Below are 13,162 nucleotides of genomic sequence, written 5' to 3'. Positions count from 1 at the left end.
GGGTCAGGGCACGCTCCAGGCGATGTTCGAGTACCAGTCGCTGATATGCAGGCTCTTCCGCATGGACGTCTCCAACGCCTCCCACTACAGCGGCGCCACAGCAGGAGCCGACGCCGCACTCATGGCACGCAGGGTCTCCAAGAACAGGAAAAAAATCCTGCTCCCGGACAACATGCACCCTGAATACAGGCACGTGATCGAGACCGTGATCGCGAACGAAAAAGAGGTGGGCACCATCCCCTCCTCCGCCGGGCACATCGACCGCAGCGAGCTGAAATCGATGATCTCGCAGGACGTGGCGGCGGTCTTCGTGCAGTTCCCGAACTTCTTCGGCATCGTGGAGGACCTCTCCGACGTAGCGGAGAAGGCGCACGCGGCGGGGGCGCTCCTCGTCGCCGTGGTCCCGGAGCCGATCTCCCTGGGCATCCTCAACCCGCCGGGCAACTGGGGCGCGGACATCGCGGTGGGCGAGGGCCTCTCCCTCGGGCTCCCGGTCAGCTTCGGAGGACCAACGCTCGGCATATTCACGGCCAGGAAGGAACTCGTGCGCGACATGCCCGGCCGCATCTGCGGCAGGACAGCGGACGCGAACGGCCGCCCGGGCTACGTGCTCACCCTCTCCACGCGCGAGCAGCACATCCGCCGCGAGAGGGCCACCTCCAACATCTGCTCCAACCAGGCGCTCTGCGCCACGACTGCGGCGATCTACATGTCCATGCTGGGCAAGGAGGGGATGCGCGAGCTCGCTTCCATCAACGCGGCCAAGGCCGACTACGCCAAGAAAAAACTCTCCTCGGTGAAAGGGGTCGAGCTCCCCTTCGAGGCGCCGACCTTCAACGAATTCGTGATCGAGACGGAGAATCCCGCATCGGAGGTGCTCTCAAAGCTGGCGGCAGAGGGGATCATGGGCGGCATAGACCTGGGTAAATGGGAACCCGACATGGACCGCAATATCCTGGTCTGCGCCACTGAGCTCAATACGAAGGAAGAAATCGACCGCTATGCCGAGCAGCTCGGGAAGGTGCTCAAAGGGTAATTTTCTATGGATAAAGGACACGACACAGACGGCCGCACCGGAGGAGGGACCAATGGACTCCTCCTGGAGGAGTCCAGCGTCTTTGCGCAGAGCGTGGCGGGCAGGCGCGGCATCTCATTGCCGACGCGCGACGTGCCTCCGTTCAACTCCTGCGAGGCCTTCGGCAAGATGACGCGCGATCTGGTGCCAGAGCTGCCGGAGCTGTGCGAGGCCGACGTGACCCGCCACTTCACCAGGCTCTCCACGCAGAACTACTCCAAGGACCTGGGCTTCTATCCGCTCGGCTCCTGCACGATGAAGTACAACCCAAAGATCGCAAACCGCGCGGCAGCCCTCCCCGGCTTCGCAGACACACACCCGTTTCAGCCGGAATCCACGGTCCAGGGCAATCTCAAGGTCTGCTATGAGCTGGAGAAATACCTCGCCGAGATAACGGGCATGAGCGCGGCGACGCTCTGGCCTGCCGCAGGCAGCCACGGCGAGCTCACCGGCATGCTGATGATCAGGGCGTATCACACCATGCGCGGCAACCCGCGCAGCAAGGTCCTGATCCCCGACTCTGCGCACGGCACCAACCCAGCTTCAGCGGCGACCTGCCACTACAGCGTCGTCACGATCAAATCCGGGCCGGACGGTCTGCTCGATCCCGCAGCAGTAGCGGCCGCCATGGACGACGAGGTCGCGGCCATAATGATAACAAACCCCAACACGCTGGGGATCTTCGAGGAGCATTTCAAGGAGGTCGCGGAGATCGTGCACGCCAAGGGCGGGCTGGTCTACCTCGACGGCGCAAATCTCAACGCGCTGATGGGGGTCGTCAAACCGGGCGAGATCGGCGCGGATCTTATGCACATCAACCTGCACAAGACCTTCGGCACCCCGCACGGCGGCGGCGGCCCGGGCGCAGGCCCCGTGGCGGTGACAAAGGGGCTGGAACAGTTCCTGCCGATCCCGCGCATAGTCAAAGACAAAGAGACGTACAGGATATCGGAGAGGCACCCGAATTCCATCGGAAGGATCAACACCTTCTTCGGCAATTTCGGAATCCTGCTCCGCGCATACACGTATATCAGGGAGCTGGGCGCAGAGGGGCTGGCCGTAGCCACGCGCATGGCGGTGCTGAACGCCAACTACGTGAGGGCAAGGCTCGAAGGGGCGTACGACATGCCCTACACCAAGCGCTGCATGCACGAGTGCGTATTCTCCGACAAGCTGCAGCAGAAATCCGGGATCAAGACCCTGGACATCGCAAAGAGGCTCATGGACTACGGCTTCCATCCACCCACGGTATATTTCCCGCTCATCGTCCACGGCGCCATCATGATCGAGCCCACCGAGACCGAGTCAAAGGAACTGCTCGACAGCTTCTGCGACGCGATGCTCTCCATCGCAAAGGAATGCGAACAGGATCCGGATCTCGTGAAGAACGCCCCCTACCGCCCGTTCAGGCGCAGGCTCGACGAAGTCCGGGCGGCAAAAGAGCTCGTGCTGAAGGAGTAGATCAACCGGCATGGGCATCTCATCGTCCATAGCAAAAATCAAGGACTCGGAGTCCGCGGATACAGGCGCGATCGAAGAACTCTTATCCCTCAAGGACCCCTCTCAGATACAGGAACTCTTCAAAGCCGCATATGAGGTGAAGAGAACGCGCGCAGGCGCGGTCGTGTATTTCAGGGGGCTCATCGAGTTCTCCAACGTCTGTTCCAGGAACTGCTTCTATTGCGGCATCCGCCGCGACCACTCGATGAGGCGCTACACCATGTCCGGCGAGGAGATCCTGGCCTGCGCCAGATTCGCCCTCGACAATCGCTACGGCTCAGTGGTGCTGCAGTCGGGCGAGCGATGCGACCCTGAATTCGTGGAGATGGTGGACCGGCTGACGAGGGATATAAAGAAACTCTCGGATGGAAAGCTCGGCATCACCCTCTCCTGCGGCGAGCAGACAAAGGAGACATACAGGCGCTGGTTCGAATCAGGGGCGCACCGGTATCTATTGCGCATTGAGACATCCGACAGGGCGCTCTTCGAGACGCTTCACCCTGCGACCCAGGACTTCGATCGCAGGATCGAATGCCTGAAGATGCTCCGGCGCGCCGGCTACCAAGTGGGGACCGGGGTGATGATAGGACTGCCCGGGCAGAGCGCTGCCCACCTCAGCCGCGACATACTCTTCTTCAAGGACATGGACATCGACATGATCGGAATGGGGCCGTACGTGGTCCACGGCGAGACCCCTCTCGGAAGAGAGGCGGTGAACACCGAGGAGGAGAAAAAACGGCGACTCTCGCTCGCCCTCAAGATGATCGCAGTCACGAGGCTTGCGCTCAAGGACGTCAACATCGCGGCAGCCACAGCGCTCCAGTCGCTCGATCCCAGGGGCCGCGAGCTGGGGCTCTTGGCCGGCGCCAACATCGTGATGCCGAACCTCACGCCGCAGGAGTACCGTGGGGACTACCTGCTCTACGAAGACAAACCCTGCGTTGGCGAGGACGCGGACATGTGCAGGGGTTGCCTCGAAAAGCGCATCCATTCCATCGGCGAAACAGTCGGCTGGGATCAGTGGGGTGATTCAAAACATTTCTTCAAACGCACTGGGACGGGGAAATAGAAAAAACGTGAATTTGACGCATCGGCGTCAGATCGTTTAGTTGCGGACTTTAGTCAGAACCTTTTTTGCTCGATCGTAAACATCCGCCTTACTTCCTTCCTTGCGAATTCCTGCGAACAGCACCTCGACCGATGGCGGCGCCGTGTCATCATTAATTTGATAAATTAACCGATACCTTTGACGATATACTCGCTTGCTCCAGAGCCCAGCCAACTGCCTAGTAAGAGGATAACCCTTTTTCTCAGGATAAAGACAAAGTCCTTCAGCCGCTTCTTGTATAGCAAGGGCAATATTTTTCCCGTGCTTTTTTATAGCACTGAGTGACTCGATATACGTGTCCGTAAATGAAACGTTATGAATAATAAGTTGGGACATTTCACAGGCCGAGTTTTTTCCTCACCTCTTCAGCAGAATGCAGTCGCCCTTCTTCAGCATCCTTCAGACCGCGTTCAATACCTCTAAGCACAGTCCTGTCGGCAATGATCTCTCTTGTCTCTGAAAGAGACATGTATTCCTCCGGCGAAACCATATAAAGCACGGGCACGCCACGCTTTGTAACCTCGATCGCCTCTGGCGCAGAAGGCCCGGCAAGGAGTTTTGGAATTTCCATCAAGCTGCTTCTGGCCTCTGTTATTTTCATCGCCTTTGTCATGATTTTCCTGCCTCCTGGATTAATTATAGTTTAAATGTACATTTCATTCAAGCTATATGTACGTTCCACTATAATTATCGGCTCTTGGCCGGCAAAAGTTGCTAACTAAATTAGCCCGTTATTACAAAGAGTTATCTAGCCTTTATCTAACATTGCATACTGTTATATGTACATTTGATCATATACGTAACGTACGCTCCAGAAAAATCTGCTTAAATTTCGCGGGATGCTGATCTGAATGACGCCGAAAACGCTGCACCACTGCTGCGATTCGCTGCACCTGAAAAGGGGCCTTAACCTATTGATAAAACACATTAATTGCTGGGTTTGAGCACACATTTTTGACTATTAAGCCCAGGATGACAGACGAGGCAAAAAAGCCCCGCCGAAGCGGGGCCTGTTTTAGAGTTTCAAATAATAACCTTTTAAATTGGAAGCTAGATAAACCCTATCCATTCGAGGGCCTTTTGATAAGCCGCCTCGACCTGCTTCGTCACGTCAGGGTGAGGATCGTTGCAAATGCCATAATTGTACCTGAAAAGATAATCCTCAAATCCTTCGACCTTATCAAGGCTCCAATTGACCCTCACTTGATCACCACAGTTCAATCTGCCATTTTGATCTCTGTCCCAGATAGAGACCCACCTCCATTCGTCATTCAACTTCATCGGACTTGAATATTTAATCTCTCTTTCACCCGTCCACCAATGCGCAACAGTGACATTGCCATGATCGAGCCCCGATTCACTCAATGCCATCTCTACATATTTGTCACCATGCAAGCGCGCATCGAGACCTACTTCACAAAATTCAGAAACTCTGTCCACTTCACGGCCTTTAGCCTTTGGATGAAATCGAGAACAATGGCAATGAAGATCATCGAAAAACATCAGGTCCCTGATCTGCGGTTTAATTTCTTTCACTTTTCCTACAGCGATCGTATCTTCGTCCGGAGCGATCACACGGCCTTCTGGCTTGCAGAATAACGTTTCCAAAAATGGAATATCCCTTACAAAATCACACACGCTCATGGAACCTCCTTCTCTCTATAGTGGATGTCTTTCTAGTCCATTATCGTCGGACCAGGGGATAAGTTGCTATAATAATGCATTTTCAGCGACCTCATAACCTATTGATTTAATTGAGTATACACGCTGCGAGAAAAGACCGGGATTCGGGACCCGGAAGGCAGCATCGTGAGCGGGCGGACCGGGCTGCGCCCACGTTTTCGGGGGTTTCTGGAGGAGAACTAAAGGTGCTGTAAAGAACCGTGGAACACATCGCGAGAGGGGATGAACCGGAGGGCGTGCTGCAGGCTGGAAGGGGCTCTGCCCCCAGCTGCATTAAGCGGCGCTTAGGAGACGAGCGTATGAGGAGAACAAAAGGACGACTGGCATCGCGGCTTGGAGGCTGACGCGAGGAAGACATCCAAGCCGCATGATGCCAGCGGCCTTTTGTCGACGAATAGCGAGCGAACTGCCGCAGCAGCAGGGGGAGAGCCCCGGAGCCTGCGCACGCCCAGAATGAAAACTATTTGGATCTATCGAACATCACCGGCACCTGGCAGCCGCCCAGCGCTAGGCGGCGCGGGATTTGAATACAGCCTTCTCGAGTTTTTCCAGGCGTTCGAGGATCGTCTTCGTGTCGCCTATGAGCGCCTGCCTGAGTAGCTGATTCAAAAGGGTCTGATATCTGGTGCCCGAACCCTGGGCGGTTTCCTTGAGGGCAGCGAGCACATCCTCGTCGAGAAAAGTAGTGACTCGAACCTTGGCAGCACGCATCTGATCCGCAGAGAGCCTCGGTCCCTTCACCCTCTTCATCTTATCCGGATTCGGAATTTTCTCTTTCATAGTACCTCCTCCACCTGCGCCACTTCGCCGCGCCGAAGATCCTTATCGTATGCCCTCGAACAGTATAGCGCACGGTGACGACCTCGCCTTCCGATGTCTTGCCGACCGCATAGAAACGGTCCTCCTCTGATGAATGCCTCCCGTCCTCAAGGTGAATGACCTTCGGGTCCGCAAAAACTTCAATGGCGACCCGAAACGACACCCCGTGCTTCGAGAGGTTCCTGATTTCCCGCCCGAGGTCCCACTCGAACAGCCACTCTGTATTTATATTGTACATATTTTATGCATATTTTGTCAACGACGATCCCGCCCTCGCTCGTATTGCAATGCAAACGGGAGGCCAGCGAATTGTCCTTTGATTTCAAGGTAAGGAGTTGAAACTGGTGACGAAATCACTGCGGGGTGCTGCGTTTCACTGCACCTGAAAAGGACCTTGTTGCGACAGGCTCGTCGGGGCCGCCCCATTGCGACGGCGCCACTCGCTCCGTTTTTCGTCGTGAAAAATCGCCTGGTTTCAAGAGCATTATAGCCTCTTGCACAGGAAGCGAATTGGATGTCTTCCGCTTGTCAGCCTCCAATTCGCGAAACCAAGTCGATTTTTCACTTCCGAATACACTACGCTCGAAGCCGCGCCCGATTGTCGCAATGGGGCGCCCCCTGCGCCTGTCGTTATTTAGAATTAAGTGTCGTGTCCCGGGAATTCTCAATCATCGAAGCGCCAGGCGACTGTACGCCGGCGTTTTCGGGGGTTTCCTGAAGAGACCTGAAGGCGCTCATCCCGACCCCATGACAGGTGACTTCGATGAGGAAGCGATTGATTAGCGCTTCATCAAGCCCCAGAGCATCTTGCTGACCTCGGTGAGGCGGGATTTGAGGGAGAGTGCGCCCATCGGCGGCATCAAGCCGAAAGAGCAAGCGAGATCAATGCAGGCTGAAACCTCGACGGCTGAGGCGCGGGCGATCTCGAAGAACCGGCGGCGTTCAGCCGCGCTCCTGCGCGCGTTTCCTTCCGCGGTATTGAGGACCACTGAGGCCATGGCGCGGCGCAGCTGATCATATAGATAGCCTAGGCCTCGGGGCCACCTGGCACCCTCCTTGCTTAACTCCTCTGCCAACCTTACTGACCTGCGGTAGCACTCCAGTTTTTCGTGCAACATATATACCTCCAAGGTTCGGTTTTCGTTTCGGGCTCCCGCCCAATTGAGAGCCCGAAACGAAAATCGAACCTAAAGGAGGCTTCATGAACCACGAAAAACTGGGGTGCTACAAGCAGTTGGTAAGAGTGGCAGAGGAGGTTGCAAGGAGGGTGACCAGGTGGCCCAAAGGACACGGCGATCTCGTTGATCAGCTGCGCCGCGCAACCACGTCAGCTGTTCTCAATCTATCGGAAGGAAACGGAAAGCAGAAGCGCGGGCTCGATCGACGCCGCTTCTTCAGAATCGCCATGGGCTCGATCGCTGAAGTCGCGGCTGCGCTCGATCTTGCAGCAGCCTTCGGCCTGCTCGATGGCGCCGCCCAGGCTTCGCTCAAATCCCGCCTTCGCCTGGCCTACGTTCAAATCAGGGCTCTGCCATGAGCCCTGCTCTCTTTTTTCAACTCTCAGTTGCTCAGCCTGCCGGCAGGCAGGTTATCAGTTTTCTCAGTCTATTCTCTGTTTTCTGATTTTAAATGCGATGATGAGGCAATGATAATGCGATGGCACGGCGATGGTGAAGCGATGGTACTGCGATTATGAAGTCTGCTATCTGCTTTTATCGAACATGACGGGGACTTGGCAGCCGCCGCCGGAAACGTTGACCTTGAGGCTTCGGTTGGTGGCGCGCGTGATGAAGCCGCCCACATCGAAATTCAGGAACTCCCTGCCGTTCCAGTCGTACTGCACATAGACCCCCAGGTCCGCGATCACGCGGCGCGGCCGCGAGAGAAAGCCGTCGATGTCCATGGTGTTGATGTCAATGCGATCCTGCACAACCCAGTGGGCCGCGTCGCGCGGCCGGATCTTCTTCACCTGCCTTGCCGCCTCCCTGCCGACGAAGACCCTCTCACCTCCCATGCCGTCCGCGTGTTTGAGCACCAGACCCTCGGGCCTGCGAATGACCTCCTCCTCCCTGCCCGGAAGCAGACTCGCGCGCAGGACAGAATTCGAAAGCCTCCTCGCGCGCGCCGGGCCGATCAGGCGGCCGGTGAGCGAGCGGTCCGACAGGATCACAAGGATCGTCTTGGGCGCGACGAGTCCCGTGATGAACGGGCTGTATTGCGGGGTCTTGCAGCGGATGAGCATCCTGAAAAAGTCCGGCGCCTCCTTGTAGTCCTTGAGCTCGAAGCTGTACGCGACCATGTAGGAGCTGGGCGCAAAATCGCCCACCACGAGCCTGCCCTTCTCCACTCGCACCCTCTCGCGTTGCATGAGTTTACAGTCCTCGTCTATGGGCGCGCGAAACGCCGGCGGCTGCGAGATCCTTATCGTAAGCCCCGCTCGCCCGGCCCGCATCAGGATCGACTCCTCCTCCCACGTGTAGGAGTCGTAGTGAAAGCGCGAGAGTTTCGGACCCAGCCTGCGCATGTTGCGCACCTCGGCGGCCGCAGTGTCCAGGCAGCGCACGCGCGGCGCGAGCCCGGGGAATAGTCGAAGCAGACTCTGCTGGATGAACGAGGAACGGCCGATCCCGTCGAAGCCGATCTCGTTTACCTCCATGAGCACCGGCGGATTGTCCGGGCCGGGCTCCCCCACGATCGCCATGTCGAAGCGCATGCTGCCTGTGAGCCTTCGCGGCCTGTGGCGCAGCACGCCGAGCTCCTCGATCAGATAGCTTGCTACCGGCCCTCCGGGCAGCACGGCCCGAAGTTCCCTCTCAGGGAGCGAGAGGATCTTCATCAGGCACTCGGTGATGTCGCGGGCCGCGCGCCTGATCACCGGCAGATACGACAGGGGCAGGATTCTCGGAAGGGCCGAACAGTCGTGGTCAGTGATTCCGACGAGGCCCGAGTCGACGAATGCGTTCCAGAGATCGACCTTGAGGTCGCCGACCCCCCTCTTTTCAAACATGCGCGCAAGGCGGGCGGGCATGCGCTCATGGAAATTGCGCCTGAACATGCGCGGCATTATATACCGCCATCGCCGCAGATTCCAGTCCTATCAGCCCCGCAGCTCTTCCTTGACACAGCCTCGCGCGGCCTATAATCTTCGCCAATCCAACAAAGGGGGAAAATTATGAAATCAAGAAACTTGTTCGCGATGGTCCTCCTGATAGCCCTCGCGGTCCCGGTCCTGGCTTTCGCCAATACCGTGGACGTGAGCGGAGATATCAGGCAAGACGGGTATCTCACCATCAACCTCGATTGGGACGTGGACACCAGGAATTACCCCGGTTTGAAAACCAAAGAGATCCGGGCGAAGGTCAGCGACCAGATGTACGACGCCATGATCCCGAAGCTCGTCAAGGCCACCAAGGGCATAGCCGTGTCGTTCGACAAGTGCCAGTTCACCACGATGGATCACAAAAAGACCCTCGTCAAAGAACGCAAGGACGGCACAAAGGTATTCGACCTGAACTACACCGTGAGATTCAACGCCCCATATGCGGAGTCGGTCGCATCGACCCCTCCCCCCGTGGCCGACAAAGGTCCGGAGCAGAAGGTGAATATCCGTGGCAACTGGCAAGCTGATGTCTGGTGAGAGGCGAGGTCATTTCACATGCAAAGGCCCGGGAGATCCCCGGGCCTTTTTTGAGGCAACTATGAAAAACTTTCCTCTTCTTGCAGCCGTCGCAGCGCTCGCGCTATTTTGCGCCTCATGCACTTCAATGAGCGTAAAAACCCAGGTCTCAAAGATATCGGCCGACTACAAATCCTCCGGGCATACGGAAGCGACGAAGATAGAGGTCGTAGAGGAGGGCGCCGCCTCCAGACCCTTCGTGGAGATAGCGTCGATCAAGGCGACCGGCTACAGGGACATAGACCGGGGCGAGCTTGTGAAGGCCATGCGCGAGCGGGCGGCGCGGCTCGGCGCAGACGCGATCGCGGAGCTCAAGTTCTCCGAGACGCCCATCGCCGGCGGCGCAGGGGGCGAGATGGTCTGCCCCTTCGACGGGGGCTGCTATTACCAGCAGACCGACTCAACCATCATCGGCATGCCGACCGCGGAGTGCAAGGCGATAAAATACAATGAATAACGTCTACCTTGCATTCCTTCTCACGCTCCTGGCCGGACTCGCGACAGGCATAGGGAGCATCATCGCTTTCATTGGAAAGGCGACCAGCCGCCGCTTCCTCTCGGTATCTCTGGGTTTTTCCGCAGGCGTTATGATCTACGTCTCGATGGTCGAGATATTCTTCAAGGCAAAGGAGAGGCTTGCGGGTGCGATGGGCGAAAGGCCTGGCTACTGGCTCACGATCGCCTCTTTTTTCGCAGGCATCGCACTGATTGCGATCATCGACAAGTTGACGCCGTCGGACGAAAACCCGCATGAAGCGCACACGCTCGAGGAGATCGGCAGGCCTGCGATAGAGAATAAGTACAAGAAACTCCATCGAACCGGGATATTCGTGGCGCTCGCCATAACGATACACAATTTCCCCGAGGGGCTCGCGACCTTCGTGGCCGCGCTCTCGGACCCTTCGCTCGGAATCGCGATAGCGGTCGCCATAGCCATACACAACATCCCGGAAGGCATATCGGTTTCAGTGCCGATCTACTACGCGACCGGCAGCAGGCGCAGGGCGTTCGCATATTCCTTCATGTCCGGGCTGGCCGAACCCGTGGGCGCCCTGACCGGCTATCTGCTCCTCAGGCCTTTTCTCAACGATGTCACGTTCGGCATCCTCTTCGCCGCAGTCGCGGGGATAATGGTCTTCATCTCGTTCGACGAGCTTCTGCCCGCCGCGCGCGAGTACGGGGAGCACCACCTCTCCATCTACGGACTCGTGGGAGGAATGGCGGTCATGGCGATGAGCCTGGCCCTCTTCGTCTGATTCAGGGATTCTCGATCTTTATGCGGGTCTTCACCGAGCGCGCGACCAGGCAATAATCTTTTGCCATCTCGAAGAGCTTGGCTGTCTTTCCGGCGTCAGCGCCACCTTCGATCTCGACCCTGGGCCTGATGACCACCTCCGAGACCTCCATGTGCGACCCGTCGGACGAGACGATCTTCCCCTCAGCCTCAGAGGAGTACGACTTGATATTCATCCTCATCTTGCCGGCGACTGCGAGCAAGGTCAGGAGAAAACAGCTCTCGATGGCAGCCACGTAGATGTGCGGCGGGGTCCATGCGAGGGGCTTCGACTCCATCTCCGATAGGCCGGCCAGTTCAATCGGGGGCCGCTTGCCAAAAAAAGACTCCGTCTTTTCGCCGTCGTAATCCAGCCTGGTCTCGGCTATCATCTCTTTTGCCATTCCATCCCTCCGCTCGGTGCGTTATAGATAGACGCTGAAGGTCCAGCTCATCCTGAGCAGGCCGTCGTCCTCCAGAAACTTTTTAGGCGGCGAAGAAAAAGGCGCCGACGCGCGCACGGTCCTCATGGACTCGTTGTCATATCCCGGTATGCCGGAGCTGCGCATGATGAAGAGCTCTGCGAGGCTCCCGGAGCTGTCCACAGAGACCCCGAGCACCACGTCCACCGAGCCGCGCGCCACCTGGTTCAAGGAGAAGTGCTCCCTGAGCGAAGGCTCCGGGTTGAAGGCCACCTTGAACGCGCGCTTGAGCCTCACGAAATACTCCACGTCCGGATAGCGCAGCACGTTGAGATAGGTATGGGGCCCACGCCTGAAGTCAGGGTAGAAATCGTCCATCGAGCCTGCGTTGCCTGGCGGCGAATCGCTCTTCGGGGCCTTGGCCTTTTTCTCGAAGATCTGTTCGTCGAACGCGAGCAACTTGTCGGCCGCCCGCTTCTTCGGCTGCGCCTTGGCCTCGCTCTTAGGGCGAGCGCCCTGCCTGCCCATGGAACCCGGTTTTCTCATGATTCCCACGACCTCATCCGGCACAGAGCTGTCGTACATGCCCAGGAATTTGGTCTTCTCCGGCTTCTTCTCCACAGCCGGTTTTTCGATGTCCGCGATACGGAGCTTCGCAGCCTTCTCCGTGATGATCTCCACCGGGATGATCTTTTCCTCCTTCGAAGCGGTGAGGAACCGGGGCATGAGCACCATAGGCGCTAGGAGGAACATGATCGCGTGGATGATGAGCGACAGGAGGATGAACGGCCATATCTCCGGTTTTTCTTCTATTATGCGCATGGGACTATCTCACCCCCAGCGGCTGGCCAAGCACGTGATCTATGTATCTGCCGAGGACCCTAGACGCCGCCTCAGCCGAGACGGCATCGCTCTCCCCTTTGCCTGTGAGGAAAGAAAAACCCCTGTGAGCCGCAATCGAAAGCCCCATTGACTCCGGGCCTGCCTTGCACGACCCGCAGGACAACCCTCCCCCTGCGAAGTCGAACGACCATCCCCGCGCATCCGCGACGTCGGCTCCGCACCTGGCGCAACGAACAATCTCCGGCGCGTATCCGCACAGCGCAAGCCAACGGAGCTCGAAGGCCGCCCCCTCATGAGGTATCGGGTCGGATCCGGAGAGACTCATCAGCCTTGCGCGCAGCAGGTCGAATTTCTCCGGGTTCGACTCGTTCTCCTGAAGAAACGCCAGCGCGAGGGCCAGCGCACGCGCGACCGCGCCTATCCTCTCCAGGCTTTTCATGACGCCGTTCATGGGAAGCAGGATCTGCGCCTCCTCCAACCTCGCGAGCCCGTAGTTGCGGCCCGTGCTATAGCTCATCTCGACCACGGTCCCCGGCTCGAGCGCGCCGCCGAAGCGGCGTCTGGAGAGGCGGGCGGACCTGGCCATGCCGGAGAGCCTGCCCATGTCGCGGGTGAAAAAGGTGACGATCCAATCGGCCTCGCCATAAGCCACCCTCTTCATGATTATCGACTCGCTCACGCGTCTCATCTTTGCCCTCGACGGCTCAGTATACGCAAAAAAGGTCCCTCTCCGCAACCCGCCCGACCACAATAATCGTTCATA

General features: G+C 57.8%; 16 protein-coding genes. 7 read left to right on the top strand and 9 right to left on the bottom strand.

What is annotated here, in order from left to right; genetic code table 11:
• From gcvPA to hydE, 3 genes are all read left to right on the top strand, one after another.
• A partial coding sequence (gcvPA, locus tag WC683_12445; GenBank protein ID MFA4973419.1) for an aminomethyl-transferring glycine dehydrogenase subunit GcvPA occupies positions 1-1,036 on the top strand: 1,036 nt, incomplete at its 5' end.
• Between the two features lie 6 nt (positions 1,037-1,042).
• Complete coding sequence (gene gcvPB, locus WC683_12440) at positions 1,043-2,536, top strand: aminomethyl-transferring glycine dehydrogenase subunit GcvPB (protein ID MFA4973418.1); 1,494 nt, start codon at positions 1,043-1,045, stop codon at positions 2,534-2,536.
• A gap of 10 nt (positions 2,537-2,546) precedes the next feature.
• Positions 2,547-3,644 (top strand): [FeFe] hydrogenase H-cluster radical SAM maturase HydE, encoded by a 1,098-nt coding sequence (hydE, locus tag WC683_12435; GenBank protein ID MFA4973417.1) that lies wholly within the window; start codon positions 2,547-2,549, stop codon positions 3,642-3,644.
• 376 nt (positions 3,645-4,020) lie between these two features.
• Here hydE and WC683_12430 read toward each other — a convergent pair whose 3' ends face one another.
• The 5 genes from WC683_12430 to WC683_12410 all read right to left on the bottom strand — a co-directional run bounded on the left by WC683_12430 (position 4,021) and on the right by WC683_12410 (position 7,303).
• Entirely contained in the window at positions 4,021-4,296 is a 276-nt protein-coding gene (locus WC683_12430; GenBank protein MFA4973416.1) for a hypothetical protein, read from the bottom strand.
• Between the two features lie 437 nt (positions 4,297-4,733).
• A complete protein-coding gene (locus WC683_12425; protein MFA4973415.1) occupies positions 4,734-5,327 on the bottom strand; it encodes a hypothetical protein in 594 nt (197 codons plus the stop codon).
• 546 nt (positions 5,328-5,873) lie between these two features.
• Entirely contained in the window at positions 5,874-6,146 is a 273-nt protein-coding gene (locus tag WC683_12420) for a BrnA antitoxin family protein (GenBank protein ID MFA4973414.1), read from the bottom strand.
• Complete coding sequence (locus tag WC683_12415; protein ID MFA4973413.1) at positions 6,118-6,423, bottom strand: BrnT family toxin; 306 nt, start codon at positions 6,421-6,423, stop codon at positions 6,118-6,120. Before WC683_12415 ends, WC683_12420 begins: the two co-directional genes overlap by 29 nt.
• A 541-nt stretch (positions 6,424-6,964) precedes the next feature.
• On the bottom strand, positions 6,965-7,303 hold the full coding sequence (locus tag WC683_12410; GenBank protein ID MFA4973412.1) for a four helix bundle protein: 339 nt from the start codon (positions 7,301-7,303) through the stop codon (positions 6,965-6,967).
• An 83-nt stretch (positions 7,304-7,386) separates the two neighbouring features.
• On the opposite strand from WC683_12410, the gene WC683_12405 reads away from it, so the two are divergent.
• Positions 7,387-7,722, top strand: a complete 336-nt coding sequence (locus tag WC683_12405; GenBank protein ID MFA4973411.1) for a four helix bundle protein — start codon at positions 7,387-7,389, stop codon at positions 7,720-7,722.
• A 165-nt stretch (positions 7,723-7,887) separates the two neighbouring features.
• On the opposite strand, the gene WC683_12400 is transcribed toward WC683_12405, so the two are convergent.
• Complete coding sequence (locus WC683_12400; protein ID MFA4973410.1) at positions 7,888-9,240, bottom strand: hypothetical protein; 1,353 nt, start codon at positions 9,238-9,240, stop codon at positions 7,888-7,890.
• A 117-nt stretch (positions 9,241-9,357) separates the two neighbouring features.
• Here WC683_12400 and WC683_12395 point away from each other — a divergent pair, with 117 nt between their 5' ends.
• The 3 genes from WC683_12395 to zupT all read left to right on the top strand — a co-directional run bounded on the left by WC683_12395 (position 9,358) and on the right by zupT (position 11,117).
• Positions 9,358-9,822, top strand: coding sequence for a hypothetical protein (locus tag WC683_12395; GenBank protein ID MFA4973409.1), 465 nt, complete (start codon positions 9,358-9,360; stop codon positions 9,820-9,822).
• 127 nt (positions 9,823-9,949) lie between these two features.
• Positions 9,950-10,318 (top strand): hypothetical protein, encoded by a 369-nt coding sequence (locus tag WC683_12390; GenBank protein MFA4973408.1) that lies wholly within the window; start codon positions 9,950-9,952, stop codon positions 10,316-10,318.
• Positions 10,311-11,117 (top strand): zinc transporter ZupT, encoded by an 807-nt coding sequence (gene zupT, locus WC683_12385; GenBank protein ID MFA4973407.1) that lies wholly within the window; start codon positions 10,311-10,313, stop codon positions 11,115-11,117. Before WC683_12390 ends, zupT begins: the two co-directional genes overlap by 8 nt.
• Position 11,118: 1 nt before the next feature.
• On the opposite strand, the gene WC683_12380 is transcribed toward zupT, so the two are convergent.
• The 3 genes from WC683_12380 to recO are packed head-to-tail and all read right to left on the bottom strand — an operon-like array spanning position 11,119 to position 13,087.
• Entirely contained in the window at positions 11,119-11,538 is a 420-nt protein-coding gene (locus WC683_12380; GenBank protein MFA4973406.1) for an OsmC family protein, read from the bottom strand.
• 21 nt (positions 11,539-11,559) lie between these two features.
• Complete coding sequence (locus WC683_12375) at positions 11,560-12,378, bottom strand: TonB family protein (protein ID MFA4973405.1); 819 nt, start codon at positions 12,376-12,378, stop codon at positions 11,560-11,562.
• 4 nt (positions 12,379-12,382) lie between these two features.
• Positions 12,383-13,087, bottom strand: a complete 705-nt coding sequence (gene recO, locus WC683_12370; protein ID MFA4973404.1) for a DNA repair protein RecO — start codon at positions 13,085-13,087, stop codon at positions 12,383-12,385.
• Between the last annotated feature and the right edge of the window lie 75 nt (positions 13,088-13,162).

Source organism: bacterium (assembly GCA_041648665.1).
GTDB lineage: Bacteria > UBA10199 > UBA10199 > 2-02-FULL-44-16 > JAAZCA01 > JAFGMW01.
The sequence above is the reverse complement of the archived record's forward strand: the minus strand, read 5'-3'. Positions and strand labels throughout refer to the sequence as shown.

What these genes read in the sequence shown, in the direction of transcription:
- WC683_12400 (MFA4973410.1), bottom strand. Translation starts at nt 9,240, where the DNA reads ATGTTCAGGCGCAATTTCCATGAGCGCATGCCCGCCCGCCTTGCGCGC.
- WC683_12420 (MFA4973414.1), bottom strand. Translation starts at nt 6,146, where the DNA reads ATGAAAGAGAAAATTCCGAATCCGGATAAGATGAAGAGGGTGAAGGGA.
- WC683_12425 (MFA4973415.1), bottom strand. Translation starts at nt 5,327, where the DNA reads ATGAGCGTGTGTGATTTTGTAAGGGATATTCCATTTTTGGAAACGTTA.
- zupT (MFA4973407.1), top strand. Translation starts at nt 10,311, where the DNA reads ATGAATAACGTCTACCTTGCATTCCTTCTCACGCTCCTGGCCGGACTC.
- WC683_12430 (MFA4973416.1), bottom strand. Translation starts at nt 4,296, where the DNA reads ATGACAAAGGCGATGAAAATAACAGAGGCCAGAAGCAGCTTGATGGAA.
- WC683_12405 (MFA4973411.1), top strand. Translation starts at nt 7,387, where the DNA reads ATGAACCACGAAAAACTGGGGTGCTACAAGCAGTTGGTAAGAGTGGCA.
- WC683_12375 (MFA4973405.1), bottom strand. Translation starts at nt 12,378, where the DNA reads ATGCGCATAATAGAAGAAAAACCGGAGATATGGCCGTTCATCCTCCTG.
- WC683_12380 (MFA4973406.1), bottom strand. Translation starts at nt 11,538, where the DNA reads ATGGCAAAAGAGATGATAGCCGAGACCAGGCTGGATTACGACGGCGAA.
- WC683_12395 (MFA4973409.1), top strand. Translation starts at nt 9,358, where the DNA reads ATGAAATCAAGAAACTTGTTCGCGATGGTCCTCCTGATAGCCCTCGCG.
- gcvPB (MFA4973418.1), top strand. Translation starts at nt 1,043, where the DNA reads ATGGATAAAGGACACGACACAGACGGCCGCACCGGAGGAGGGACCAAT.
- WC683_12410 (MFA4973412.1), bottom strand. Translation starts at nt 7,303, where the DNA reads ATGTTGCACGAAAAACTGGAGTGCTACCGCAGGTCAGTAAGGTTGGCA.
- hydE (MFA4973417.1), top strand. Translation starts at nt 2,547, where the DNA reads ATGGGCATCTCATCGTCCATAGCAAAAATCAAGGACTCGGAGTCCGCG.
- WC683_12390 (MFA4973408.1), top strand. Translation starts at nt 9,950, where the DNA reads ATGAGCGTAAAAACCCAGGTCTCAAAGATATCGGCCGACTACAAATCC.
- recO (MFA4973404.1), bottom strand. Translation starts at nt 13,087, where the DNA reads ATGAGACGCGTGAGCGAGTCGATAATCATGAAGAGGGTGGCTTATGGC.
- WC683_12415 (MFA4973413.1), bottom strand. Translation starts at nt 6,423, where the DNA reads ATGTACAATATAAATACAGAGTGGCTGTTCGAGTGGGACCTCGGGCGG.